The 24,215-nt window shown below is 43.8% G+C and carries 27 protein-coding genes and 1 pseudogene; 17 read left to right on the top strand and 11 right to left on the bottom strand.

Features of this window, described 5'->3' with window-relative positions:
* Window positions 1-55 precede the first annotated feature (55 nt).
* Window positions 56-265 carry a transcription antiterminator/RNA stability regulator CspE gene (cspE, locus tag DK428_RS02470; RefSeq protein ID WP_005701571.1) on the top strand — a complete coding sequence of 70 codons (210 nt, stop codon included), beginning with the start codon at window positions 56-58 and terminating at the stop codon, window positions 263-265.
* A 97-nt stretch (window positions 266-362) separates the two neighbouring features.
* On the opposite strand, the gene rbsK is transcribed toward cspE, so the two are convergent.
* The 5 genes from rbsK to rbsD form a co-directional block, all read right to left on the bottom strand.
* The gene (gene rbsK, locus DK428_RS02465; RefSeq protein ID WP_109064229.1) at window positions 363-1,295 is read right to left on the bottom strand and encodes a ribokinase; all 933 of its coding nucleotides are present in this window, start codon (window positions 1,293-1,295) and stop codon (window positions 363-365) included.
* Window positions 1,296-1,456: 161 nt separating this feature from the next.
* Window positions 1,457-2,329: a ribose ABC transporter substrate-binding protein RbsB gene (gene rbsB / locus DK428_RS02460; RefSeq protein ID WP_109064228.1), complete on the bottom strand. Its 873-nt coding sequence runs from the start codon at window positions 2,327-2,329 to the stop codon at window positions 1,457-1,459.
* A gap of 22 nt (window positions 2,330-2,351) precedes the next feature.
* A complete protein-coding gene (gene rbsC, locus DK428_RS02455) occupies window positions 2,352-3,317 on the bottom strand; it encodes a ribose ABC transporter permease (RefSeq protein ID WP_109064227.1) in 966 nt (321 codons plus the stop codon).
* 12 nt (window positions 3,318-3,329) lie between these two features.
* Window positions 3,330-4,820, bottom strand: a complete 1,491-nt coding sequence (rbsA, locus tag DK428_RS02450; RefSeq protein WP_109064226.1) for a ribose ABC transporter ATP-binding protein RbsA — start codon at window positions 4,818-4,820, stop codon at window positions 3,330-3,332.
* A 12-nt stretch (window positions 4,821-4,832) separates the two neighbouring features.
* The gene (gene rbsD, locus DK428_RS02445; protein ID WP_109064225.1) at window positions 4,833-5,252 is read right to left on the bottom strand and encodes a D-ribose pyranase; all 420 of its coding nucleotides are present in this window, start codon (window positions 5,250-5,252) and stop codon (window positions 4,833-4,835) included.
* A 229-nt stretch (window positions 5,253-5,481) separates the two neighbouring features.
* On the opposite strand from rbsD, the gene rppH reads away from it, so the two are divergent.
* The 8 genes from rppH to hemN all read left to right on the top strand — a co-directional run bounded on the left by rppH (window position 5,482) and on the right by hemN (window position 11,748).
* A complete protein-coding gene (gene rppH / locus DK428_RS02440; RefSeq protein WP_050693191.1) occupies window positions 5,482-6,078 on the top strand; it encodes an RNA pyrophosphohydrolase in 597 nt (198 codons plus the stop codon).
* Between the two features lie 2 nt (window positions 6,079-6,080).
* A complete protein-coding gene (locus tag DK428_RS02435) occupies window positions 6,081-6,878 on the top strand; it encodes a sulfite exporter TauE/SafE family protein (protein WP_109064224.1) in 798 nt (265 codons plus the stop codon).
* Between the two features lie 8 nt (window positions 6,879-6,886).
* Window positions 6,887-7,684: a prolipoprotein diacylglyceryl transferase gene (gene lgt / locus DK428_RS02430; protein ID WP_109064223.1), complete on the top strand. Its 798-nt coding sequence runs from the start codon at window positions 6,887-6,889 to the stop codon at window positions 7,682-7,684.
* Window positions 7,681-8,532, top strand: coding sequence for a thymidylate synthase (locus tag DK428_RS02425; RefSeq protein WP_109064222.1), 852 nt, complete (start codon window positions 7,681-7,683; stop codon window positions 8,530-8,532). The genes lgt and DK428_RS02425 overlap by 4 nt, the downstream gene beginning before the upstream one ends.
* A 191-nt stretch (window positions 8,533-8,723) precedes the next feature.
* Window positions 8,724-9,248 (top strand): tRNA adenosine(34) deaminase TadA, encoded by a 525-nt coding sequence (gene tadA / locus DK428_RS02420; protein WP_109064221.1) that lies wholly within the window; start codon window positions 8,724-8,726, stop codon window positions 9,246-9,248.
* 101 nt (window positions 9,249-9,349) lie between these two features.
* Window positions 9,350-9,910 (top strand): Der GTPase-activating protein YihI, encoded by a 561-nt coding sequence (gene yihI / locus DK428_RS02415; RefSeq protein ID WP_109058820.1) that lies wholly within the window; start codon window positions 9,350-9,352, stop codon window positions 9,908-9,910.
* 15 nt (window positions 9,911-9,925) lie between these two features.
* The gene (locus tag DK428_RS02410; RefSeq protein ID WP_005701561.1) at window positions 9,926-10,360 is read left to right on the top strand and encodes a DUF2489 domain-containing protein; all 435 of its coding nucleotides are present in this window, start codon (window positions 9,926-9,928) and stop codon (window positions 10,358-10,360) included.
* A gap of 20 nt (window positions 10,361-10,380) precedes the next feature.
* Complete coding sequence (gene hemN / locus DK428_RS02405; protein WP_109092119.1) at window positions 10,381-11,748, top strand: oxygen-independent coproporphyrinogen III oxidase; 1,368 nt, start codon at window positions 10,381-10,383, stop codon at window positions 11,746-11,748.
* A gap of 110 nt (window positions 11,749-11,858) precedes the next feature.
* On the opposite strand, the gene DK428_RS02400 is transcribed toward hemN, so the two are convergent.
* A complete protein-coding gene (locus tag DK428_RS02400; protein WP_109064219.1) occupies window positions 11,859-12,302 on the bottom strand; it encodes a GNAT family N-acetyltransferase in 444 nt (147 codons plus the stop codon).
* A 173-nt stretch (window positions 12,303-12,475) separates the two neighbouring features.
* Here DK428_RS02400 and tpiA point away from each other — a divergent pair, with 173 nt between their 5' ends.
* From tpiA to DK428_RS02365, 8 genes and pseudogenes are all read left to right on the top strand, one after another.
* Window positions 12,476-13,267, top strand: coding sequence for a triose-phosphate isomerase (gene tpiA, locus DK428_RS02395; protein WP_005704363.1), 792 nt, complete (start codon window positions 12,476-12,478; stop codon window positions 13,265-13,267).
* Window positions 13,268-13,378: 111 nt separating this feature from the next.
* Entirely contained in the window at window positions 13,379-14,236 is an 858-nt protein-coding gene (menB, locus tag DK428_RS02390; RefSeq protein WP_005701557.1) for a 1,4-dihydroxy-2-naphthoyl-CoA synthase, read from the top strand.
* Window positions 14,237-14,339: 103 nt separating this feature from the next.
* Window positions 14,340-14,630 (top strand): annotated as a pseudogene (locus DK428_RS11770) (nucleotidyltransferase domain-containing protein); the annotation flags it as partial.
* Window positions 14,631-14,651: 21 nt separating this feature from the next.
* Window positions 14,652-15,653 (top strand): o-succinylbenzoate synthase, encoded by a 1,002-nt coding sequence (menC, locus tag DK428_RS02385; protein ID WP_239493777.1) that lies wholly within the window; start codon window positions 14,652-14,654, stop codon window positions 15,651-15,653.
* A 104-nt stretch (window positions 15,654-15,757) separates the two neighbouring features.
* Entirely contained in the window at window positions 15,758-16,234 is a 477-nt protein-coding gene (aroQ, locus tag DK428_RS02380) for a type II 3-dehydroquinate dehydratase (protein WP_109064217.1), read from the top strand.
* A 124-nt stretch (window positions 16,235-16,358) separates the two neighbouring features.
* Window positions 16,359-16,829, top strand: a complete 471-nt coding sequence (accB, locus tag DK428_RS02375) for an acetyl-CoA carboxylase biotin carboxyl carrier protein (RefSeq protein WP_065294631.1) — start codon at window positions 16,359-16,361, stop codon at window positions 16,827-16,829.
* A gap of 41 nt (window positions 16,830-16,870) precedes the next feature.
* Window positions 16,871-18,217, top strand: a complete 1,347-nt coding sequence (accC, locus tag DK428_RS02370) for an acetyl-CoA carboxylase biotin carboxylase subunit (RefSeq protein WP_109064216.1) — start codon at window positions 16,871-16,873, stop codon at window positions 18,215-18,217.
* A gap of 215 nt (window positions 18,218-18,432) precedes the next feature.
* Window positions 18,433-19,155 (top strand): Slam-dependent surface lipoprotein, encoded by a 723-nt coding sequence (locus DK428_RS02365; protein WP_109090006.1) that lies wholly within the window; start codon window positions 18,433-18,435, stop codon window positions 19,153-19,155.
* A gap of 66 nt (window positions 19,156-19,221) precedes the next feature.
* Here DK428_RS02365 and era read toward each other — a convergent pair whose 3' ends face one another.
* From era to grcA, 5 genes are all read right to left on the bottom strand, one after another.
* Window positions 19,222-20,130 (bottom strand): GTPase Era, encoded by a 909-nt coding sequence (gene era, locus DK428_RS02360; RefSeq protein WP_109064214.1) that lies wholly within the window; start codon window positions 20,128-20,130, stop codon window positions 19,222-19,224.
* The gene (gene rnc / locus DK428_RS02355) at window positions 20,127-20,807 is read right to left on the bottom strand and encodes a ribonuclease III (RefSeq protein WP_109064213.1); all 681 of its coding nucleotides are present in this window, start codon (window positions 20,805-20,807) and stop codon (window positions 20,127-20,129) included. Before rnc ends, era begins: the two co-directional genes overlap by 4 nt.
* A 1-nt stretch (window position 20,808) precedes the next feature.
* Entirely contained in the window at window positions 20,809-21,831 is a 1,023-nt protein-coding gene (lepB, locus tag DK428_RS02350) for a signal peptidase I (RefSeq protein ID WP_109064212.1), read from the bottom strand.
* A gap of 11 nt (window positions 21,832-21,842) precedes the next feature.
* Window positions 21,843-23,639, bottom strand: coding sequence for a translation elongation factor 4 (lepA, locus tag DK428_RS02345; protein WP_109064323.1), 1,797 nt, complete (start codon window positions 23,637-23,639; stop codon window positions 21,843-21,845).
* Window positions 23,640-23,810: 171 nt separating this feature from the next.
* A complete protein-coding gene (gene grcA, locus DK428_RS02340; protein ID WP_083016468.1) occupies window positions 23,811-24,194 on the bottom strand; it encodes an autonomous glycyl radical cofactor GrcA in 384 nt (127 codons plus the stop codon).
* Between the last annotated feature and the right edge of the window lie 21 nt (window positions 24,195-24,215).

Below are 24,215 nucleotides of genomic sequence, written 5' to 3'. Positions count from 1 at the left end.
GTTTCGTGCTTGTTGAAAGCACATAATTTCATTATTTAAGAAGAAGGAAGACAACATGTCTAAATTAAACGGCACCGTAAAATGGTTTAACTCAACTAAAGGTTTTGGTTTTATCGCTCCGGCGGACGGCACTAAAGATGTTTTCGTGCATTTTTCCGGTATTGTCGGTAACAATTTCCGCACCTTAAATGAGGGTGACCGTGTGGCGTATAACGTGCAGGACTCTCAACGCGGTCCGACAGCGGTTGAAGTTGAAGTGATTTAATCAATCTTTTCCCAATAAAATAAGCCCTTTAGTTAAAGGGCTTATTTTTTATCTACGGTTTTTAATATTAAAAACGCAACGAAAAAGCACCGCACTTTTATCCTTGTTTTTCCAAGAAATCTAACGTTTCCGCACGATTTGGAATAGACGGTTGCGCGCCGGCACGGGTGACGCTAATGGCTGCTGCGGCATGGGCAAAACGGATGGCGTCCGAGAGGCTTTTGCCTTCTAATAAACTCACCACTAATGCACCGTTGAATGTATCGCCTGCCGCTGTAGTGTCTTTGGCGGTTACACGAAAGCCTTCGATAATTTGTCCTTGGTTGTTTTCACTGACATAAACGCCTTTGGCGCCAAGGGTAATGAGCACAATTTGTACTCCCCAATGATGCAATTTCTCTGCTGCCCGTGCTGCACCGGCTTCATCTTCCACTTTAATTCCCGTCAGGATTTCCGCTTCTGTCTCATTTGGGATAATCATGTATAAATTAGCAAGTAACGTTTGCGGTAACGTGTTTGCCGGGGCGGGGTTTAGAATCACTTTAGTGTGATGTTGTTTAGCAATGTCGGCAGCGTAACAAATGGCGGCGAGCGGTGTTTCCAGTTGTATTAATAAAGCATCTGCCTGCCGAATATTTTCAGCTTGTTCTTCCACCAACGACTCATCTAAATAAGCATTGGCGCCGGCGGCAATAACAATGCTATTTTCCCCACTCTCTGCCACTTGGATCATGGCTATCCCGCTCATTTCATTTTCAATTTGGCGAATAGGCGTTACATTGATGCCGTCTTGCGCAAAGGCATTTTTCATGGCCTTACCAATATCATCATGGCCAATGCAAGCAATAAAATCTACCTGCGTGTTTTGCGCTTTTAAGCGTGCCGCAGCCACCGCCTGATTCGCCCCTTTTCCACCATAAGCAATGCGATAATGGGATCCGCTTAAGGTTTCACCGGCTTTTACGAAGCGCGGTACTTGAATAACATGATCGACGTTAATGCTGCCGAGAACAACGAGTTTGGCGCACATATTTCCTCCTGAGCAAAAGGAACGCATTTAGCGTTCCTTAAAACGTTTGTAAAATTATTCGCAAGTTCTCCGGTTCACTTGTTCAGCCCCAACGAGGTTGTCGCTAGAGCCGATATTCAAAATCCATTGGATTTTATGACCGCACTTTTGTGCGGAAAGCATTACTCGCTAATCACTTTCAAATCAACCGGAATTTTGGCCTCGACTTTTTCGCCTTTTACGAGCTTGTCGGCAGTGACCACGCCAAGCTCACCGATTAATGCAGGCTGTTGTGCAATCGTGGCGGCCATTTTGCCGCTTTTTACGGCTTTAATACCATCATCGGTACCGTCAAAACCTACAACCAGAACCTTTTTATTGGCTGCAGAGAGTGCGCGTAGGGCACCTAACGCCATTTCGTCATTTTGTGCGAAGACGGCTTGTACCGCGCCTTTTGAGGCGAGTAAGTTTTCCATCACGTTCAAGCCTTTAGTACGGTCGAAATCTGCCGGTTGGCTGGCGAGTACGTCAAATTTATGTTCGGTAACGGCTTGTTTAAAACCTTCTCCACGTTCACGGGCTGCGGATGTGCCGGCTAATCCTTCCAATTGAATCACTTTGGCATTGCCACCTAATTTTTGGGCAATAAAATCGCCTGCCATTTTGCCGCCGGCAACGTTATCGGAAGCAATGTGACTTACTACATCGCCTTTCAGTGCACCACGATCTAAGGTGATAACCGGGATTTTATTGCGATTGGCAATCGCCACCGCATTACTGACGGTCTCGGAATCTGTCGGATTGATTAACAGTACTTTCGCGCCGCATACAATTAAGTCTTCTACGTTAGCCAGTTCTTTGGCTGGGTCGTTTTGTGAGTCCAATACCACCAGTTTATAGCCTAATTCATCGGCTTTTTTTTGTGCGCCGTCTTTTAAGGATACGAAGAACGGATTATCTAAGGTTGAGATGGTTAACGCGATAGTGTCTTTGGCCATGGCGTTTGTACTTAACGCGAGTAATAACGCTGTTGCTAAGGTAGTTAATTTTTTCATTAAATTCTCCTTGAATATAAAGTTAGAGTTTTTTACTGCCTAAATAGTTATCTGCTAAGACCGCCACCAGAATAACCAATGCTTTTGCTATCATTTGATAGTAAGAAGAAATATCCAATAAATTCAGTGCATTATTTAAGAATCCGATGATCAATGCGCCGATTAATGTTCCCATTACACGCCCTTTTCCCCCCATTAAACTGGTACCGCCTACGACCACAGCGGCGATAGCATCCAGTTCATAGGTAACGCCTGCGGTAGGTTGGGCGGAAGATAAACGGGAGGTGACAATTAAGCCGGCAAGGGCGGAGAGAAACCCACTGACTGCGAAGACAAAAATTTTGACTTTGTCCACGTTAATGCCGGAAAGCTGGGTTGCCGCTTCGTTGCCGCCTAAGGCATAAATATAGCGTCCCATTTTCGTATTCTTTAACACATACCAAGAGATTAAAAAGACGATCGCCATTAACCAAATCGGCACCGGAATGCCGAATAAATAGCCCGTACCAAGGAAGGCAAAAGCATCCGCCGTATCGGAAAAGCCGGTACTGATAGGGCGCCCGTCGGTGTAAACCATGGTGACGCCCCGCAACAATGTCATGGTGACTAAGGTGGCGATAAATGCCTGTACTTTACCTTTTGCGACAATAACTCCGCTGAGGGTGCCGAGTAATGTGCCGATCAGTAACACGGCGGGAATCACTAATAAAATGGACAATTCCGTGCCGACCATGCTGGCTGCAAAGGCTCCGGTGAGGGCCAAAATTGAACCGACGGATAAATCAATGCCGGCAATTAAAATGACAAATGTCATGCCTACTGCAATAATCGCATTGACGGAGGTTTGGCGCAGAATGTTCAGAATATTATCCACGGTAAAAAAATTGGGATTAATTGCCGACACCACGCCAATTAACACCAATAGCGCAATGATTGAACGCTGTTCCAATAAAAATTTGCCTAATGTGACATTACGTTGTGCATTCATGTTGACCTCTTATCAATGTGATTTGCCGATAGCGGCGGCCAATAATTTTTCTTGCGTGGCGTCGGCGCGACTAAACTCGGCGCGGATTCGCCCTTCATGCATGACTAAAATGCGATCGCTCATGCCCAATACTTCAGGCATTTCGGAAGACACCAAAATAATGCTCATGCCTTCTCCTTTGAATTTGTTTATTAGCTGATAAATCTCCTTTTTGGCACCGACATCCACGCCGCGTGTAGGCTCATCTAAAATCAACACCTGTGGGCGTGTCATCAAACCTTTGGCGATAGCGACTTTTTGTTGATTGCCACCGGAAAGCAAACCGATAGGTTGCTCACGGCTTGGCGTTTTTATATTGAATAGTAAAATAAAATCGTCGACCGCCATGCGCTCTGCTGTTTGATTAATGTGCAGGTGTTTGGCGAAATAATCTAACGCGGTAAGGGACATGTTTTCTTTTACCGACATCCCTAAAATCAGGCCGTCACCTTTGCGATCCTCGGAAATATACACAATGCCGTTGCGTAATCCGTCTTGCGGGCAACGATTAAAAATCTCCCGATTATTTAACCGCACTTCGCCCGATTCGCGTGGCAATGCACCATATAAGACTTTCATCAGTTCGCTACGGCCTGCTCCCATCAAACCTGAAATACCAAGAATCTCGCCGCTACGCAACGTAAACGACACATCATGTACGCCGCTTCCGTTAAGATTTTTCACCGCCAAACGAATGTCGCCCGGAGGCTGTTCCAAATGTGGGTATTGTTCTTCCAAGCGACGACCGACCATCATTTCAATCAAGCGATTTTCATCTAAATTTTCTACCGCACTTTCGCCAATAAATCGGCCGTCACGTAATACAGTCACATCATCGCAGATATCGAAAATCTCCTTAATTCGATGAGAAATATAAACGATGCCTCGATTTTCTGCTTTGAGTTCACCAATGACATTAAACAGCGCGTCTGTTTCCGTATCGGTTAAGGCATCGGTCGGCTCATCCATAATGATCACTTTCGATTCAAAACTGAGCGCTTTGGCGATTTCTACCATTTGTTGTTCGCCAATGGAGAGTTCGGCGCAAAGTGTGTGGCTACTGTGGGTGACGCCTAAACGGGCGAGAAGTTTATCCGCTTCCCGATACATTTTAGGCCAGTCAATGGCGCCCCAAGGGTGGGTGAATTCCCGGCCAAGAAAAATATTTTCCGCAATAGTCAAATTGCCCACTAAGTTTAGTTCTTGATGAATAATGCTAATACCGGCCTCTTGTGAGGCTTTGGGTCCATTGAATGAAACTACCCGACCAAGGTATTCAATCGTGCCGGTGTCTTTGTCATAAATCCCGGTGAGGACTTTCATTAAGGTGGATTTACCGGCGCCATTTTCACCCATTAGAGCCATCACTTTGCCGGGATATACGTTTAAACAGGCATGACTTAAGGCCTTGACGCTGGGGAAGGATTTGTCCACATCCTTAATGCTTAAGAGAGGTTGTTCCATAAAAAACACTCCTTAAAATGGCACGCCGGAATATAAAATGATATTGGCATAAGGTGAGCATTCGCCGCTGCGCACAATGGCTTTGCTGTGCTTCGTTGCTTGTTTGAAGGCTTCGTGGCTGACGTATTCAACGGGAATTTGATTGCCTTGTTGTTGCTCAAGTTCGGTAAGGCGGGCTAAAAGTGCGGTCAAAATTTGGGGATTTTTTAATTTAATCTCTTGAGCGAGCAAGACCCGTTCTACAAACATTTCGCTGAGTATGGCATTCAGGCAGTCAAGAAATGTGGGAATATTTGGCGTGAGTGCAAGGTCGATGCGTTCAATATCATGCGGAATCGGTAGCCCCGCATCACAAAGCGTTAAGCCGTCAGTATGACCGAGCGTGGCGATGCAGTGAGAGAGCCGTGCATTGAGAATGGCAGTTTTTTTCATTATTCCTCCTCGTTGGTAATGTGATTGTCGAACCGTTCGATGAGTAAAAACAGTGTAGAAGAAAACGTTATAAAGGGGAAAGAAATAAAGTCGGTTTTGTGAAGCGGATCAACAAATCACTCTTTTGCTTTAAAGGTATTAAGCAGAATAAAGTTGTGCTAAGGGTCAGTTTATGAAACAATTTGCCGTTATTTAGCATGAAAAATGAGACAGATTAAGGGATACGATAGTGATCGATTTCGATGGCTACCGTCCGAATGTAGGCATTGTCATTTGTAACGACAAAGGGCAAGTGCTGTGGGCGAAGAGATACGGACAGAATTCTTGGCAATTTCCGCAAGGGGGAATTAATGATAACGAAACACCCGAGCAGGCCATGTTTAGAGAATTATTTGAAGAAGTGGGGCTGACGCGTAAAGATGTGCGTGTGCTATATGCGTCTAAACACTGGTTACGTTATAAATTACCAAAGCGCTTATTGCGCCATGATTCCAAACCTATGTGTATCGGGCAGAAACAACGTTGGTTTTTATTGCAACTGGTTGGCGATGCCAAGAATATCAATATGCAATGCAGCAAAACGCCGGAGTTTGACGGATGGCGTTGGGTGAGTTTTTGGTATCCGGTGCGTCAAGTGGTGTCTTTTAAAAAAGAGGTTTATCGTAAAGCCATGAAAGAGTTTGCTGCGGTGTTATTTGATGAAAATAATAAAGCGTTGTTGCATAGCGAAACAGAGACTTACGACGAAAAGAAATCCACCTTCTCATCTCATAAACAACATTATTCTAAACAGCCGAAACGCGCGCCGCACAAATACAAAGGATAATTATGTTAACCTTCTTTCTTTTCTGCTTGCTTGGCGGTTGCGCCGCCGGTTTCTTAGCCGGATTATTCGGCATTGGCGGTGGCATGGTAATTGTGCCGATGATGGTTTATCTACTGCCGATTGTGGGCGTGCCGGATTCACTGCTCATGTCCACCGCACTTGGCACGTCTTTTGCGACCATAGTGATTACCGCATTTTCTTCCGCACAACGACACCACAAACTCGGCAATGTGGTTTGGTCAACGTTGAAATATTTTGCTCCTGCCTTAATGATTAGCGCATTTATTTCCGGACAATACATCAGTAAATTACCCCCTGAAATTTCCGGTAAGTTATTTGCCTGCTTGGTCGTTTATTTGGCGGTTAAAATGATTTTATCTATTAAGCCGAAAAACGTCGATCCGAACAAAAAAATTACACCGTTATCATCTATTATTGGCGGTTCTTTAATCGGCATGATATCAAGTGTTGCCGGTATTGGCGGCGGCGGATTTATCGTGCCGTTTTTAAATTCACGCAATGTGGACATTAAAAAGGCCATCGGTACCTCCGCATTTTGTGGAATGTTAATGGGCATTGCCGGTATGTTGAGCTTTATGGTGAGCGGTTGGGGGACGCCGGGAATGCCGAATTATTCCATCGGTTTTGTGTACCTTCCTGCCGTGTTAGGCATTACCATCACCTCATTTTTTACCTCCAAACTCGGCGCCAATATGACCAACCGATTACCGGTGTCGACCTTGAAGAAAGGGTTTGCTGCCTTTTTAATTGTGGTGGCGATTAATATGTTATTGAAATAAGGAAAGTTATGAATTCAGGCTATTTGGTTTTACCGCAATTTAATCCGGCTATCTTTGAATTTGGCCCTATCGGTTTGCGTTGGTACGGCTTAATGTATTTACTTGGTTTTATTTTTGCCCGTTGGCTCGGCGTGCGTCGTGCTAAGCAACCAAACAGCGGCTGGACGGTAGAACAAGTAGATTCCTTATTATTTAACGGCTTTATGGGCGTCTTTTTAGGCGGTCGAATTGGGGATGTTTTCTTTTATAATCTTGATCGTTTTTTACAGGATCCGCTGTATTTATTCCGCGTTTGGGAAGGTGGAATGTCCTTTCACGGCGGTTTAATCGGTGTGATTATCGCCATGATCATCACATCGAAGATACAAAAACGCAACTTCTGGGCGACAGCAGACTTTGTGGCACCGTTAATTCCGTTTGGTTTGGGGATGGGACGTATTGGTAATTTCATTAATCTGGAGTTATGGGGGCGTCAAACCGATGTGCCTTGGGCGATGATTTTCCCAACGGATCCTCTGCTATTGCCACGCCATCCGTCCCAATTATATGAAGCGGTATTGGAAGGTTTGGTGTTATTCCTCATTCTCAATTGGTTTATTCGTAAACCACGTCCAATGGGGGCCGTGTCAGGCTTGTTCCTAATGGGTTACGGCATTTTCCGTTTTATGATTGAATATGTGCGCGAACCTGATGTGGAGCTTTTCCTTGATGTCATAACGCGCGGTCAATTACTTTGCTTGCCAATGATTCTCGGCGGCATGTTCATTATGCTTTGGGCATACAACAAAAGTGCGGTGAAAAAATGAAACAATATTTAGACTTGTGCCAACGCATTGTTGATGAAGGCGTTTGGATAGAAAATGAACGCACCGGAAAGCGTTGCTTAACGGTGATTAATGCGAGTTTAACCTACGATGTGGCAAACAACCAATTCCCGTTGATTACCACCCGTAAAAGCTATTGGAAAGCCGCTATTGCCGAATTTCTTGGTTATATCCGCGGTTATGACAATGCTGCCGACTTCCGCAAACTTGGCGCCAAAACCTGGGATGCTAATGCCAACGAAAATCAGGTTTGGCTTAATAATCCGCACCGCAAAGGCACCGATGACATGGGACGCGTATATGGTGTGCAGGGCAGAAATTGGCGCAAACCGAATGGCGAACATCTCGATCAGCTACGCAAAATCGTCAATAACCTCAGTAAAGGCATCGACGATCGTGGCGAGATTCTCACCTTTTACAATCCCGGTGAATTTGATTTGGGTTGTTTGCGTCCTTGCATGCACACGCATACGTTCTCGTTATTAGGCGACACCCTCTATCTCACCAGTTATCAACGTTCCTGCGATGTACCGCTTGGCTTGAATTTTAATCAAATCCAAGTATTTACGTTTTTGGCGTTAATGGCGCAAATCACCGGTAAGAAAGCCGGGCAAGCGTTCCATCACATTGTGAATGCGCACATTTATGAAGACCAGCTGGAACTCATGCGTGATGTGCAATTAAAACGCGAACCGTTCCCGTCACCGCAGTTAGAAATTAACCCGGACATTAAATCCTTGGAAGACCTGGAAACTTGGGTCACGATGGATGATTTTAAAGTAACGGGTTACCAATGCCACGAACCGATTAAATATCCGTTTTCCGTATAACGAAAGTGCAGTCGTTTTGGGGACTGTTTATTTTCTTTCCTTCCCCTGCTTGCGGGGGAAGGTGCCCGAAGGGCGGAAGGGGGCAAAATTCTCCCCTGCTTTTTGTCGTTCGCCTCGTAAACGGAGACAGAAAGGCTTTATACAATGAAAATATTTCAAAAAATAACCGCACTTTAACCTCAAACCAAACAATGACCGAATCCCAAAACATCCTCGATGAAAAATTCATGCGCCACGCCTTAATGTTGGCGGACAAAGCCGAAGCCTTAGGGGAAATTCCTGTTGGCGCGGTGTTGGTGAGCGCTGAAGGCGAAATCATCGGCGAGGGTTGGAATTTATCTATCATTGATTCCGATCCTACGGCGCACGCCGAAATTGTTGCTTTGCGTCAAGGCGGGCAACGCTTGCAAAATTATCGTCTATTGAACGCCACGTTATATGTCACCCTTGAGCCTTGTACTATGTGCGCCGGCGCGATTTTGCATAGTCGCATTAAGCGCTTGGTGTTTGGCGCGGCCGATTATAAAACCGGTGCGGTAGGTTCCCGTTTTCATTTTTTTGATGATTATAAAATGAACCATGTCATCGAAATTACCGGCGGTGTGCTGCAACAGGAATGCAGCGAAAAACTCAGTGCCTTTTTTCAAAAACGCCGCGCTCAGCAGAAAGAAGCAAAATTGGCGTCATCCTCTATTCAGGAGCAACCCGAGGCATAAAAAGTGCGGTTGTTTTTGTGAACGTTTTTAATACTTCTCGTTAAATCCCTTGCAGAGTGGTACAATCGCCGGTCAATTTGATTCATCACAAGAGATAAGTTATGTCCCGTCAGAAAAAGACCCGTCGCGTGACGGATATTATGCCGACCCGTAAAACCGATAAAAAACCGTCACCACCGCGTTCAGGCCGTCAGGCAACCCGTTATGAACTCGATGCTAAAGCGCGTGAAGAGAAGAAAAAACGTAAACACAAAGGGTTAGCTTCAGGCTCCCGCCACAGTGCGGTGGATGCCAAAACCGAAAACCAAGCGTTGGATGTAAAAGATCCGCGTATTGGTAGCCGTAAAAAAGTGCCGTTAATGGTGGAATTTGTCAATAAACCGGAAAAAGGTCAAACTATTCCGGTTCCGCAAACCGAGTCAAAAGCCAAATTGGATCCGATGGTGGAATTGGAACAATTGGAAAATAACGAATGTTTGAATCAATTATTGGATCAGTTGGATGAAGGCAAAAAATTATCTGCCGAAGATCAACAATTTGTTGATGAGTGCTTGGCGCGTGTTGAACAATTGATGACCGAATTGGGTATTGCGGAAGAGGACGAAAACGACGAAGATTTATACCGCACTTTCGAGAAAATCGACATCAATCAATTCAAATAAACACCTTATTTATCTATGTGGAAGACAATTTTATTCATTGCGGCAGTTTGTATCATTGTGGGGATGGTCGGCTATGCCGCATATTTATTGCTTGCCTTGCAAAAGCAAAAGAAGGCTTTGCAACAAGCCCGTCGAAATCGAATCAATCGCATTAAGGAAAGTATTGAAATCATTGCAAAAGCCATGTTGAACGGCGATTGCAACTTTTCTGAAGGCGTGTTGCGTCTGAAAATGTTGTTAGAACCGGTGGGGATGAGCATCAAAAACTACGTTACCATGCTGCAGTTGTATGAAGTGGTGGAAGATATGCCGACCCATGAAGCGCGTAAATCATTAAAAAAGAACGAACGTATGCGTTTGGATTTGCGCCGTGAAAGTGCCGAAGCGGAACTTGAAAAAAACATTAAGTTGGAGTTACGTCAGCTGTTGGCTGATATTGAAAAGTTATAAAAATATTTAGGGGAAGTTGAATGTCCGAAATTATTTGGGATTTGGCATTAATTCAGAAATATAATCAATCCGGCCCGCGCTATACGTCTTATCCGACTGCGTTGGAATTTAATGAAAATTATACAAACGACGATTTTATCGCCGCCACGCAACGTTATCCCGCCCGCCCGTTGTCTTTATATGTTCACATTCCGTTCTGTCACAAACTTTGTTATTTCTGTGGCTGTAATAAAGTGATCACCCGTCATCAGCACAAGGCGGATATCTATTTGGATTTTCTTGAAAAAGAAATCAAAGAGCGGTCGAAATTATTTACAAATCGCGTAGCGACCCAAGTGCATTGGGGCGGTGGCACACCGACCTATTTAACGGAAGAACAATCTGCCCGTTTAATGAATATGCTGCGTGAACACTTCAATATCGCCGAAAATGCAGAAGTGAGTATCGAAATGGATCCGCGTGAAATCGAGCTTTCCATGCTGGATCATTTGCGCAATATCGGTTTTAACCGTATTAGCATGGGCGTGCAAGATTTCAATAAAGACGTGCAAAAAGCGGTAAATCGCGAACAAGATGAAGCATTCGTCAATACCTTATTGATGCGCGCCCGTGAATTGGGTTTCCAATCTACCAATCTGGATTTAATTTACGGTCTTCCGTTGCAAACCGTAGAGAGCTTTATGTTCACGTTGCAAAAAGTGATTGAGCTTAATCCCGATCGTTTAAGTATTTTTAACTATGCCCACCTGCCAAGCCGCTTTGCCGGACAGGCGAAAATCAAAGACTGGCAATTACCAAAACCGGAAACTAAGTTAGACATTCTGCAAAAAACCATCCAAACCTTGGGAAATGCAGGTTACAAATTTATCGGTATGGATCATTTCGCCAAACCGGATGATGAACTTGCCATTGCCCAGCAAAAAGGCATTTTGCATCGTAATTTCCAAGGCTACACCACGCAGGAAGAATGCGATCTATTAGGGTTGGGCGTGTCTGCCATCAGCTTGCTAGGCGACACTTACGCACAAAATCAAAAAGATCTGAAAACCTATTATGCTAACGTGGATGAAACCGGCATTGCTTTACACAAAGGCTTGGCCATGACGGAAGAAGATTGTCTGCGCCGTGATGTGATCAAGCAATTGATTTGTAACTTTAAATTAGCGTATGCCCCATTGGAAAAACAATATCACATTGATTTTAAACAACACTTTGCAGAAGATTTGGCATTGTTAGCGCCTTTGGCAGCCGACGGTTTATTAGAGATTGGCGACGAGCAAATGGTTGTTTCCGCTAAAGGTCGTTTGTTGATTCGTAATATTTGTTTGTGTTTCGACACGTATTCCCGCGCACAAGCAAAACAACAGCAATTTTCGCGGATTATTTAATTCATACTGATGGCGTGCATCTTCCGATGTGTGCCAGCCGGTTATCGTAGAACAAACAAAAAGTGCGGTTGAAATTCACAACAAATTTCAACCGCACTTTTTTATTCTTATTAATCGGCCAAATTCAATTCAAACACCGATTTCTTCGGATTCAATTTAAAGCCTTCATTTTCCAACAAATGATGTCGTTGAATGTCCTGTTCTACAGTTAAACGGGTGGATTGCGTGTAGCTGACGAACTCTTTGGCTTTGGAGATAAGCGCCGTGTAAACGTCATTTTTTTGGCTGATATTACGCACGAAAATATCCGTTAATTGCCAGTAGCGTTGCAGTTGCAATGAGGAAAGGCGAGGGTAGAGCTGAATGAAACCAACGGCTTTTTTGTCCTCATCTAACGCTAAGAAAAAAATGCTTTCGCTAAAACGGATTCGGTTGGTTAGGAAGGTTAAGGTGCGCTCGGGATTTTCCGCCATGCTGTGAGAAAGGCGATATTCTTCAAATAACGGCAGGAGAATGTCTAAATTCCATTGTTCTGCTTTAAAAATTTTTATCATGAGGCAATCGGTTATTTTTTGTTAAATTTATACAGTAGATTGTATCTTTTTACCCCAAAATAATCATCTGTTGCAAAGAAAATTTTTTACGACGATGATTTTTTACCGAAAAAGAGTGATTTTTTTGTTATAGTAATAGCAATTTTTATTCAATCATATTAAGGAGAAACAAAATGGCTCGTCGTCCTTTAGTTATGGGTAACTGGAAATTAAACGGTAGCAAAGCCTTCACTCGTGAATTAATCACCGGTTTAAAAGAAGAATTGCACGGTGTGACCGGCTGTGACGTGGCAATTGCCCCACCGGTAATGTATTTGGCGGAAGCAGAAAAATTATTATCCAACTGTGGTTGCAGCTGTGGCGGTGAAAATATCATCCAATTAGGTGCACAAAACGTGGATGTGAACGTGAAAGGCGCCTTCACCGGAGACATTTCCACAGAAATGTTAAAAGATTTCGGCGCGAAATATATTATTATCGGTCACTCCGAGCGCCGTACTTATCACAAAGAAAGCGATGAATTCGTGGCGAAAAAATTCGGTGCGTTAAAAGAAGCGGGCTTAGTGCCGGTGTTGTGTATCGGTGAATCTGAAGCGGAAAACGAAGCAGGCAAAACCGAAGAAGTCTGTGCGCGTCAAATTGATGCTGTAATCAACCTATTGGGCGTAGAAGCCTTCAACGGTGCGGTTATCGCTTATGAACCAATTTGGGCTATCGGTACCGGCAAATCTGCGACTCCGGCACAAGCGCAAGCCGTACACGCATTCATTCGTGGTCACATTGCGAAAAAATCCCAAGCGGTTGCTGATCAAGTGATCATTCAATACGGCGGTTCTGTTAACGATGCTAACGCGGCAGAATTGTTCACTCAACCGGATATTGACGGTGCATTAGTGGGTGGCGCGTCCTTAAAAGCCCCTGCCTTTGCGGTGATCGTAAAAGCAGCGGCAAAAGCGAAAAACTAATTTTATTTTGTCTTTGAGGGTCGGTGAATACCGACCCTTTTCGTTTTCAGATTTCAGAAACTTCCGCTATAATGACCGCACTTTTTTAACCTTAAATTAAAGGAATTTCTCATGCAAAATCCAAAAGATGATGTTTTATATGCGCCGGTTGAGTGGGTTGATCACAGTGCGGGTTACACCGACATTCGTTATCACAAATCCACCGACGGCATTGCCAAAATCACCATCAATCGCCCGGAAGTGCGCAATGCTTTCCGTCCGCAAACCGTTAAAGAAATGATCACCGCTTTTGCTGATGCCCGTTTTGACGAAAAAATCGGTGTTATCGTGCTAACAGGTGAAGGCGAAAAAGCCTTCTGTTCCGGCGGTGACCAGAAAGTACGTGGCGATTACGGCGGCTATAAAGACGACAGCGGTGTGCATCATCTCAATGTGTTGGATTTCCAACGTGATATTCGTACTTGCCCAAAACCGGTGGTGGCGATGGTGGCAGGTTATGCTATTGGTGGTGGTCATGTGTTACACATGATGTGCGATCTTACCATTTCCGCAGACAACGCCATTTACGGCCAAACCGGCCCGAAAGTAGGTTCTTTTGATGGCGGTTGGGGTGCAAGCTATATGGCACGTATCGTCGGTCAGAAAAAAGCGCGTGAAATTTGGTTCTTATGCCGTCAATATAATGCACAAGAAGCCTTAGACATGGGCTTAGTGAACACAGTCGTGCCTTACGCTGAGTTAGAAAAAGAAACCGTACGTTGGTGCCGTGAAATGCTACGTAACAGCCCGATTGCTTTACGTTGCTTGAAAGCCGCATTAAATGCCGACTGCGACGGTCAATCCGGTCTTCAAGAACTTGCCGGTAATGCTACCATGTTGTTCTACATGACAGAAGAAGGCCAAGAAGGTCGCAATGCCTTCAATGAAAAACGCGCGCCGGATTTCGGTAAATTTAAGCGCAATCCTTAAGATAAAAAGTGCGGTCGTTTTTAAAAATGTTTTTTAAATCGACCGCACTTTTGCCATTTCGCACACAACAATTTCTTCTCTGCAATTGATATAGGTAAAGACAATGGATTTCGGTTTAACAGAAACAATGATTAAAAAAATTGGTTGGCATTTGCGCCATTTTCCGAATGTTGAAACAGCGATTTTGTTTGGCTCACGCGGGAAGGGAAATTTTCGTGAAGACTCGGACATTGATTTAGCCTTAAAAGGCGATGGCATTACCGATGACATGTTGCACGACATTCAGCAAACCCTGTCGCAAACTACCATTCCGTATAAATTCGATGTAGTCATTCATAACAAGATTACCGATCCTGATTTACTGGAACATATTCAACGGGTGGGCAAAATCTTCTATGAAAAGAAAAATTGCGCTATTCAACATCGTCGCTATCAACTTTTCCGTTATTCCATTCCGGTAGATTCACAGCTGATTTTGCGCAATCGTTTTTTGAAAAAGCGCGAAGGCCTTTTGGTGAAAGTGTGCTGTGGGCAAAATGAAGGTTGGGGCGAAATTGCGCCATTGCCGGAGTTTAGCCATGAAACCTTAGACCAAGCGCAAGCCCAAGCGATCGAATGGCTGGAAAAATGGGATCAATCCCGCAGTTGCAATGTGAAATTGGATTTAACGGCGGATTTATATCCTTCTGTGGCGTTCGGGCTCAGTTGTGCATTGATGGAAATGAAAGGTCGCTTGGATGATGAAGGCAATTATCGAACCGCGCCTTTATGTTATGGCGACCCGGATGAGCTTTATGAACCGCTGGATCAAATGCTGGGTGAAAAGGTCGCGAAAGTGAAAGTAGGCATGTATGAAGCCAATCGTGATGGTCTCATTGCCGATATGCTGTTAGAAGCGATTCCGGATTTGCAATTACGGCTAGATGCTAATCGCAGTTGGACGCCTGCTAAAGCGCAAATGTTCGCCAAATATGTGAAACCTGAGCATCGTGCGCGTATTCAATTTATTGAAGAACCTTGCAAAACCCGTGAGGAAAGCCGTCAATTTGCGGCAGAAACCGGCATTAACATTGCCTGGGATGAAAGTGTACGCGAGCCGGATTTTCGTGTAGAAAAAGAACCGCACTTGGCGGCGATTGTGATTAAACCGACGTTGGTGGGCTCTATTGAACGTTGCGCTGAGTTGATTGCGCAGGCGCATGCGTTAGGTATTAAAGCGGTTATCAGTTCCAGCATTGAAAGTAGCTTCGGTTTAACTCAACTGGCCCGCATGGCGCAACAATATACGCCAAATGTCACGCCGGGCTTAGACACACTCGATTTAATGGATTATCAAGTCGTCAGAACCTGGCCGGAGTCGGAGTTACCTGTCGTTGGCTTGGATTCGGAATTCATTACCGAAGTTATTTTAGATTAAAAGTGCGGTCTTTTTTTCTGATGTTTTTTATAGTTTAGTGTTTACAGATTAGACCAGCCGAAAGCGAAAAATCATTATAATGCGCGCAATAAAAGGAATGTGATATGTCATCAAAATACAACATTTTGCTGTTAAATGGCCCGAACTTGAATATGTTAGGCGTGCGTGAGCCAGGTCATTACGGGCATTTATCCTTGGGCATGATAGAGGCCAAAATGCATCAATTGGCCGGGCCGCAAGGCGTTGAATTAACGTGTTTTCAGGCCAATAGCGAAGAAAAGCTTATTGAACGAATTCATCAGAGTTTTGAAAAAGTCGATTTTATCATTATTAATCCCGCCGCTTATACCCACACCAGTGTGGCGTTGCGTGATGCGTTACTTGCCGTTGGCATTCCTTTCGTTGAAGTGCATTTATCCAATATTCATAAACGAGAACCGTTTCGTCATCATTCCTATTTTAGCGATGTGGCGGAAGGGGTGATTTGTGGTTGTGGCGCGCAAGGTTACGAGTTTGCTTTGCAATTTGCGCTGAATTATCTGGCAGAAAAGCGAAATTCAGCGAAAATTGACGAAAAATAACAGAATTTTATCGCCAAAATGATTATTTTCAGGTAATCTCTCGTGCGAAAATTTAAAGTTAATCCGTACCGCACTTTTTCTCAAAAAAAGTGCGGTTAAAATTTGAGTCTTTTAGGAAACAATTATGGACATTCGTAAAATTAAAAAATTGATCGAACTTGTAGAAGAATCCGGCATTATGGAACTTGAAATTTCCGAAGGGGAAGAGTCCGTTCGCATTAACCGTGGTTCTCCGGCGTCTGTTCAATACACCGTACCAATGGCAGCGCCTGCTCCGATTGCCAGCGCACCTGCACCGGTAGCCGCCCCGGCTGTTGCCCCTGCACCAAGCGTTGCCGCATCGGTAGCGGAAGATGTCTCCGGCCATAAAATCCGTTCTCCGATGGTAGGTACGTTCTACCGTAGCCCAAGCCCTGAAGCAAAAGCCTTCGTTGAAGTGGGGCAAAGCGTGAAAGTGGGCGATGCACTTTGTATCGTTGAAGCGATGAAAATGATGAACCGCATTGAAGCGGATAAAGCAGGTGTGGTTAAAGCTATTCTGGTAAATGATGGTGATCCTGTTGAATTCGACGAGCCGTTAATTGTTATCGAATAATTAACATCTAAACCATAATTTAAGCAAAGAATGGATTTATTATGTTAGAAAAAGTTGTTATTGCCAATCGCGGTGAAATTGCACTGCGAATTTTGCGTGCTTGCAAAGAATTAGGCATTAAAACCGTTGCGGTGCATTCTACCGCCGACCGTGAACTGAAACACGTTCTGCTTGCCGATCAAACTGTGTGTATCGGCCCTGCTCAATCTGCCAAAAGCTACTTAAATATTCCTGCCATTATTGCTGCTGCGGAAGTGACCGGCGCTGATGCAATTCATCCGGGATATGGATTCCTTTCCGAAAACGCCGATTTTGCCGAGCAAGTTGAAAGCTCAGGTTTTATCTTTATCGGACCGACTGCGGATGTGATTCGTTTAATGGGTGACAAAGTATCTGCCATTAACGCCATGAAAAAAGCCGGTGTGCCTTGTGTGCCAGGGTCTGATGGTCCGTTAAGTTCCGACATTGCGAAAAATAAAGAAATTGCCAAACGAATCGGCTATCCGATCATTATCAAAGCCTCCGGTGGCGGTGGTGGTCGTGGTATGCGCGTAGTGCGTAGCGAAGACGCTTTGGAAGAATCCATCGCAATGACAAAAGCCGAAGCCAAAGCGGCGTTTAATAACGACATGGTTTATATGGAAAAATATTTGGAAAATCCACGCCATGTAGAAATCCAAGTGTTAGCCGACACCCATGGTAATGCCGTTTATCTTGCTGAGCGCGATTGCTCCATGCAACGCCGCCACCAAAAAGTGGTGGAAGAAGCTCCGGCGCCGGGTATCACCGAAGAAGTTCGTTGCGACATCGGTTCCCGTTGTGCGAAGGCTTGCGTTGAAATCGGTTATCGTGGTGCGGGTACGTTCGAATTCTTATATGAAAACGGCGAGTTCTATTTCATTGAAATGAATACCCGTATTCAAGTGGAACATCCTGTTACTGAAATGATTACCGGCGTGGACTTAGTCAAAGAGCAACTACGCATTGCCGCAGGCTTACCGATTTCTTTTAAACAGGAAGATATCAAAGTAAAAGGTCACGCGATTGAATGTCGTATCAATGCGGAAGATCCAAAAACCTTCTTGCCTTCACCGGGTAAAGTTGCACATTTGCATTCCCCGGGTGGCTTAGGTGTGCGTTGGGATTCCCATATTTATGCGGGCTATAGTGTTCCACCACATTATGATTCTATGATTGCTAAGCTCATTACTTACGGTGATACCCGTGACGTAGCGATTCGTCGTATGCAAAATGCGCTAGCCGAGACGATCATTGATGGTATTAAAACCAATATTCCGTTGCATGAGCTCATTCTAGAGGATGAGAATTTCCAAAAAGGTGGTACGAACATCCACTATTTGGAGAAAAAATTAGGCATGCATGAATAATAAAAGCGTCAATAATTAATAAACTTATTAAAAAAGTGCGGTAGAAATTTAAGATGTTTTTACCGCCTTTTTAATTGCTTTCAATAAAGGCGGATGTCCGTTTATTGTAAGTTACCGTGCAAGCGGTTATTTCCACTTGAGTTTAGTTTAATAAAAAATGAGTGGTTTTTTTGGTATTTTTATACCATTTTCTTTTATCTTAAGGAGTATTTTTTATGAGTCATTTTAAAAGCTCAATTTCAAAATTAAGTCTTATTGTATTAACTTCATTGGCCATTACGGCTTGTGGGAGTGGTGGAAATGGAGGTAATTCTTCTGAACAACCACAGCAACCACAGCAGCCACAACCACTGCCAAATAACAATGCTGTGGGGGCAGCGTTAGCTTTTTCAGTTGGCAATGATGGTGAACAAGTTATTAAACATCTTACAATAACGGATTCAAATCTTGCCGAGTTAAATGTTGACGGACAAAAGATCAGTCTTAGTTCGGAATTAGATCAGCTAGTGTGTTGTCGTGATCATTCTGATTCTAGATTTGGTGTCATTAGTGGAAATCACGGTACTGATTATGCGTTTTATTATGGAAATCCAACGAAGAAAATGCCAATTAGTGGAACTGCTGAATATTTGGGAGGCGCTGTCTTGTTAGGCGCCTCTGAAAATGTTGAAACAGGAAAAGCCTCATTTAAAGTTGATTTCGAGAATAAAACATTAACGGGTACGCTTAATGTTCCGAGATTTGCCATTGCAGTAGATGGCCATATTGCAAATAATAGTTTTACCGGAACTGCAACACCTAAAGATTCTGCAGTTTTGCCCGGTGTTGCTAAGGTAGAAGGAAAATTTTATGGTGATCAAGCAAAAGAAATGAGCGGGTTATTTAACACCGATGATGGTACTTGGGGTGGCGTATTTGGTGCACAGAAACAAAATTAATCAGGTTTATTGATATTTTGTGTAGTAAAAAAGTGAGCATTAAGCTCACTTTTTTTATTCGCTTGGTTAATCTTCCATATACCCCAAACTGCGCAAGGCGCGTTCATCATCAGCCCAACCGGATTTTACTTTCACCCAAAGTTCCAGGTGTACTTTATTATCAAATAAGCGTTCCATGTCTAGGCGGGCTTCGGTGCCGATTTTTTTCAGCTTTTCACCTTTGCGTCCGATCACGATTTTTTTCTGACCATCACGTTCTACTAAAATTAAGCCATTAATTTCGTAAGTGCCACGTTCGTTAACTTTAAATTGTTCAATTTCAACGGTAACGGAATAAGGCAATTCTTCGCCCATAAAACGCATAAGTTTTTCACGGATAATTTCTGAGGCCATAAAACGTTGGGAGCGATCGGTGACATAATCTTCCGGGAAATGGTGAACACCGGGGCGCAAAGATTTTCGCACGATTTTTTCAATAGCGTCCAAATTATTCCCTTTTTCGGCAGACATCGGCACGATATCGGCAAAATTAAATTTTTGGCTAATTTCGGTGATGAATGGTAGTAAGTCATCTTTGTTTTTGATGTTATCGATTTTATTGATGGCAAGTACCACCGGCACTTTGGTTTTGCGTAGTTTGTTTAACACCATTTCATCGTCATCATTCCAATGGGTACCATCTACCACGAAAATCACCAAATCTACATCAGTAATCGCACTGCTGGCGGCACGGTTCATTAGACGATTGATGGCACGTTTTTCTTCAATATGAAGCCCCGGGGTATCCACATAAATCTCTTGGTATACCCCTTCCGTTTTTATACCAACAATGCGGTGGCGGGTGGTTTGTGCTTTGCGCGATGTGATGGAGATTTTTTGTCCGAGGATTTTATTGAGTAACGTTGATTTCCCTACATTCGGGCGCCCTACGATAGCAATAAAGCCGCAATAGGTTTCGGTTTGTTGTTCTGTCATTTAATTTTCAGCTCTTGAAGAATTTGTTCTGCCGCGGCCTGTTCCGCTTTACGACGGCTGGAGCCTTTGCCGATAAAAGTGCGGTCATTATTTTGAATGGAACATTCCACAGTAAATAATTGGTTATGGGCTTCCCCTTGAATATCCACAATATTATAGGTTGGCACCGGCAGGCGATTGCCTTGTAAATATTCTTGTAAACGGGTTTTAGCATCTTTTTGGTTATCGCCCGGCTGGATATCTTTTAATAATGGTTGATACCAACGGGTGACAATTTCGGTGGCATTGGCAAGGCTACTATCTAAAGAAATAGCACCAATAAGGGCTTCTACACAATCTGCCAAAATAGACTCACGACGAAAACCACCGCTTTTTAATTCGCCCTGACCAAGGGAAAGATAATCGCCTAGTTGGAAATCACGCGCTAAAATCGCTAATGTCGGCTCACGGACTAAGGTTGCCCGCATTCGACTTAGCTCGCCTTCATTGCACTTTGGGAATTGATGAAATAAGGCTTCGGCAATCGTTAAATTTAGAATTGCATCTCCTAAAAATTCTAAACGTTCGTTATGTTTATGTCCCGCACTGCGGTGGGTGAGGGCTTGTTTAAGAAGCCCTGTATCTTGAAATTGGTAGTCAATTTTTCGTTGTAAACGATCTAAATTATCTGTTCGCATATCATTGAATTTTTTGGAACAAACGTTCGGTACGAACACCTGTCGGCCATTCGTCCTGTTCTTTCTTTAAGCTAAGCCAAATGTAAGAGGCTTTGCCTACAATATTTTGTTCCGGTACGAAACCCCAGAAACGGCTGTCTTCACTGTTGTTGCGGTTGTCTCCCATAACAAAATAGTGTTTTTCCGGTACAACCCATTCGGTAACATAATTGTCTTGTTTATCATAGGCTTTGTAACGGAAGCCTTCGTATCGACTTTCCGGTGCCCAATGGATGTGGTGCGTTACATCACCGCTTTCAATTGTTTCTAACGGCGACGGACCATAGACTATTTTACCGCTGTAATCACGCCCTAAAATAAAGCGAAAGTTTTCATTCGGTTGTGGTTGGGTGTAGCTAAACTCTTTGATTTCACAGTCAGTTAAGCATTCTTTTCCGTCTTTCCCATAAACAAGGGTTAAGTGGCGATTCACATCATTATAGATCACGCGATCGCCGGGTAGCCCGATAACCCGTTTAATATAATCTTTGCTCGGCTCTTCCGGTGCTTTGAAAACGATAATATCGCCCCGTTTAGGTTGATTAACCTTGATGAGGGTATTTTGAAAGACAGGATCTTTAATGCCGTAATCGAATTTATTTACCAAAATAAAATCGCCGATGCGCAGGGTAGGCTCCATGGACGAAGATGGAATCTGGAACGGTTCAAAAACAAAAGAGCGAATTACTAAGACGAATGCCAACACCGGAAATAAAGAGGAAATAAATTCGGAACTTTCGGAAATCGGTTCGATTTTGCTTTTTTCTTCATCCGTTAATGACTTGCCACTACGTTGTTCCAAACGGGCAATTTGTCTGGCGCGTTTCGGTAACACGCCAAAGCGCAAATAACACCAAACGGCACCGGAAAGTGCGGTGAAAATAATGAGCAAAATTGAAAAGGTATTAGGCAATTGAAAATGATCCAATACTTTCCACAAACCATATCCGACAGCGATTAAAATAATCGTAAATAAGTTCGACATGAATACTTTCCTTACTTGTCTTTTCCTACGTGTAAGATAGCTAAAAACGCTTCCTGCGGCACTTCAACGTTGCCGAGTTGTTTCATTCGTTTTTTACCCTCTTTTTGTTTTTGTAACAATTTCTTCTTACGGCTTACGTCACCGCCATAGCATTTTGCCAACACGTTTTTACGCAATTGCTTCACTGTAGAACGGGCAATAATGTGGTTGCCGATCGCGGCTTGAATCGCAATATCAAATTGTTGGCGAGGAATCAGCTCACGCATTTTTTCTACCAATTCACGGCCGCGATACGGTGCGTTGTCTTTGTGTACAATTAACGCAAGGGCATCCACACGTTCGCCGTTAATCATAATATCCACGCGTACCATATCCGCTGCTTGGAAACGTTTGAAACCGTAATCTAAAGAAGCATAACCGCGAGAAGTGGATTTGAGGCGGTCGAAGAAGTCCAATACTACTTCACCCATTGGAATTTCATAGGTCAACGCCACCTGGTTGCCGTGATACACCATGTGGGTTTGCACGCCACGTTTTTCTACACAAAGAGTGATCACGTTGCCCAAATAGGGTTGCGGTAACAACATGTTACATTCTGCAATTGGTTCACGAATTTCTGCGATATTGTTTAACGGTGGTAGTTTCGATGGGCTATCTACATAAAGAACTTCACCATTGGTCAATTCGACTTCATAAACTACCGTCGGTGCAGTAGTAATTAAATCTAAATCATATTCACGTTCTAAACGTTCCTGAATAATTTCCATGTGCAACAGCCCAAGGAAACCACAGCGGAAACCAAAGCCAAGTGCGGTGGAATTTTCCGGCTCATAGAACAAGGAGGCGTCATTCAGACTTAATTTACCGAGCGCGTCACGGAAGGCTTCGTAATCGTCAGAGCTGATTGGGAATAATCCCGCGTAAACTTGTGGCTTCACCTTTTTAAAGCCCGGTAAGACAGAGCTTGCCGGATTATTGTGTTGAGTTAAGGTATCTCCCACCGGTGCACCTAAAATATCTTTGATAGCACAGACTACCCAACCTACTTCACCACAGTTTAATACCGTAGTATCCACTTGTTTCGGAGTAAAAATCCCCAAACGATCCACGTTATAAGATAGACCGGTGGACATCACTTTAATTTTGTCGCCTTTGCGTAACGTGCCGTTTTTAATACGCACCAAAGACACCACGCCTAAATAATTATCGAACCAGGAATCGATGATTAAGGCTTGTAACGGTGCATTCGGAGCACCTTCCGGTGCCGGGATTTTTGCCACGATTTCTTCAAGCACATCGTCAATCCCTAAACCTGTTTTGGCAGAGCAACGCACCGCGTCAATGGCATCGATACCTACAATGTCTTCAATTTCTTCCGCCACGCGTTCCGGTTCGGCGGCAGGCAAGTCGATTTTGTTTAAAATCGGCACGACTTCCAAGTTCATTTCAATAGCGGTATAACAGTTCGCCAAGGTTTGCGCTTCCACGCCTTGCCCTGCATCAACCACTAATAACGCACCTTCACAAGCGGCAAGGGAACGGGACACTTCATAAGAAAAGTCAACGTGTCCCGGCGTGTCGATAAAGTTAAGTTGATAGGTTTCGCCATCTTTGGCTTTATAGTTCAGGGTTACGCTTTGCGCTTTAATGGTAATTCCACGTTCACGTTCTAGATCCATGGAATCTAACACTTGTTCGGCCATTTCACGGTCGGACAAGCCGCCACAAGTTTGAATTAAACGATCCGATAAGGTGGATTTACCATGGTCAATATGGGCAATAATAGAAAAGTTGCGAATATTCTTCATAAATAAATAGTTTTTGCTCATTAAAAATCATTAAATTTAACTGGCGGATTGTACCTGAAAAGCACGGGAATCGCTAGAAAAGAAAAGGAAAAGTGCGGTCGTTTTTTCCAACGTTTTATAAAAAACAAAACCCCGAATTGCTTCGGGGTTTCTTTTTCATTCAACTTGAAATTATAGGCTTTCAGTGAAAGTACGGGTAATAACGTCGCGTTGTTGTTCCGGTGTTAAAGAGTTGAAACGCACAGCGTAACCGGAAACACGGATAGTTAATTGCGGATATTTTTCCGGATGTAATACAGCATCTTCCAATGTTTCACGACGTAACACGTTCACGTTTAAGTGTTGACCGCCTTCAACTTTAACGGTTGGTGCAACGCTTACCGGTAACTCGCGGTATTCGATTTGACCTAATTCGCTTACTGCTACGATTTGATCTTCCGCATAATCACCTTTTGCACATAAACAACGTGCTTCACCTTTTTCGCTGTCCAACAACCAGAAAGAGTTAAGTAGATTGTCGTTAGCTGCTTGGGTAATTTGAATACCTTTAATCATAAATGCCTCCTAAATTTGGCG

Source organism: Aggregatibacter kilianii (assembly GCF_003130255.1).
Lineage (GTDB): Bacteria > Pseudomonadota > Gammaproteobacteria > Enterobacterales > Pasteurellaceae > Aggregatibacter > Aggregatibacter kilianii.
The sequence above is the reverse complement of the archived record's forward strand: the minus strand, read 5'-3'. Positions and strand labels throughout refer to the sequence as shown.